The organism is Lactobacillus nasalidis, from assembly GCF_016587775.1.
Taxonomy (GTDB): domain Bacteria; phylum Bacillota; class Bacilli; order Lactobacillales; family Lactobacillaceae; genus Lactobacillus; species Lactobacillus nasalidis.
This window is the reverse complement of sequence record NZ_BOCG01000168.1, coordinates 1-1,600: the sequence shown is the minus strand read 5'-3', so window position 1 is coordinate 1,600 and position 1,600 is coordinate 1. Positions and strand designations below refer to the sequence as shown.

General features: G+C 53.6%; 3 protein-coding genes. All 3 read right to left on the bottom strand.

Annotation, left to right across the window (positions count from 1 at the left end; translation table 11 throughout):
* Positions 1 to 498, bottom strand: a 498-nt coding sequence (locus tag lacNas_RS03105) for an ROK family protein (RefSeq protein ID WP_201346574.1), incomplete at its 3' end; no start/stop codon positions are given.
* A gap of 179 nt (positions 499 to 677) precedes the next feature.
* Positions 678 to 1,004: a PTS lactose/cellobiose transporter subunit IIA gene (locus tag lacNas_RS03100; protein WP_201330875.1), complete on the bottom strand. Its 327-nt coding sequence runs from the start codon at positions 1,002 to 1,004 to the stop codon at positions 678 to 680.
* A 35-nt stretch (positions 1,005 to 1,039) separates the two neighbouring features.
* The coding region (locus lacNas_RS03095) for a PTS transporter subunit EIIC (RefSeq protein ID WP_201335836.1) at positions 1,040 to 1,600 on the bottom strand (561 nt) is incomplete at its 5' end.

Sequence of the window (1,600 nt, the reverse complement as noted above, 5' to 3'; positions counted from 1 at the left end):
CAAGGTCATGCCGGCTTCAGCGGTGGTCTGGTAGCCGAACTCGCCCCCGTAGAGGTGGGCGCCGTGCCAGATCTGCCGGTTGAAGATGATGGCCCCGCCGACGCCGGTGCCGATGACCATGAAGGCCAAGGAGGAATTGTTTTTGCCGGCACCGTCAGCCAGTTCAGCCAGGGCCGCGCAGTTGGCGTCATTTTCGATGCTTACTGGCAGGCCAAAGATCTCTTCCAATTTTGGCACGATCGGGAAATTGTGGATGTATGGCAGGGCGCTGGCCCCTTCGATGACCCCGCTTTGCTTGTTCACGGCACCTGGTGAGGAGATGGCCACCCCGGTCACGGCGCTTTCCGCCTTGATCTTGGCTACTTCCCCGCCCAAAAGGTCGTAGAAGTCTTCCAGATTGTCCGGGGTTGGCAGGGCGTGCACCTTTTGCAGGCTGCCGCCTTCCCAGGTGGCGAACTTGATTGTGCTGCCGCCAATGTCGATTGCTGCTAAATTCATTGTTTGATCACCTTGTCTATTTAATGACTGGCCCAGCCAGGTCAGCTTGGACGACATCTTTCAACTATGAGCTGCATGCTTTTGAGGAAATATCTTGCTCGATGCCGTTAGCCTCAGAGGCAAAACTGCTTGGTCACGATAAAGCAGTTTTTGTTTCCTGGTCTGTTCGCCGGCTGGCTTTACTTCTTTTCCGCCATCTTTTCGTAGACAGAAACCAGCTCGTTTGCCAGGTCGATGTAAGTAATCGCGGTCATCAAGTGGTCTTGAGAGTGCACTACCAGCAAGGTCAGCTGAATGTGTTCGCCGCTGGCTTCCTTGGTCAGCATGGAAGTTTGCGAGTTGTGAGCATCTACCAAAGCGTTGTTGGCTTCTTTAAGCTTGCCGTGGGCCTTTTCGAAGTCGCCTTCGTGGGCCGCGTCAATGGCTTCCTTGGCCAACCCCCGGGCATTGCCGGCATTGACGATCAAGCCCATGACAGACTGCATAGTTTGTTCTTCTTCACTCATATTTTTTACCTTTTCCAATCTAAGTTATTGTCGATTTACGCTTCGGCTTCAGCGGGCGCGTTTTCCTGTTCACGCTTGAGCAGAACTTGGTCATAGCGCTTGGCAAACGGGAAGTAGATCAAAGTTGAGATTACCAGCACGCAGAACTGCCAGATCGCGATCTTCCAGCCGCCGATGAAGAAACCGGACAAAACAGCCGGCGTCGTCCAAGGTGCAGCCACCCCGTTAAGCGGCGGCAGGATGCCGTAGCGGATCAAGCCATAAGTCGACAGGCTGACTACCAGCGGCACGCAGAAGAATGGCACGGCCAAGAATGGGTTCATGACCAAAGGCAGACCGAACAGGAACGGTTCGTTGATGTTGAAGATTGACGGCACGAGCTCGATTTTACCAATTGCTTTCATCTGTTGTGACTTGGCAAACCAAACCGTGAAGATAACCAAACCGATCGTAATGCCTGAACCGGTCAAGTTGATGAAGTTGTTGTAGAATTCGTTGGTGATAACGTGAGCGCCTTGGGCAACTGACAATTTCCCGGCGTGGTACAAAGCCGCGTTGGCCGCGGTGTTTGGAATCAAGAAGGCACCGGCAACTGA

Bases quoted from the DNA above. Each gene is read 5' to 3' on its own strand.
- lacNas_RS03100 (WP_201330875.1), bottom strand. From the start codon at position 1,004: ATGAGTGAAGAAGAACAAACTATGCAGTCTGTCATGGGCTTGATCGTC.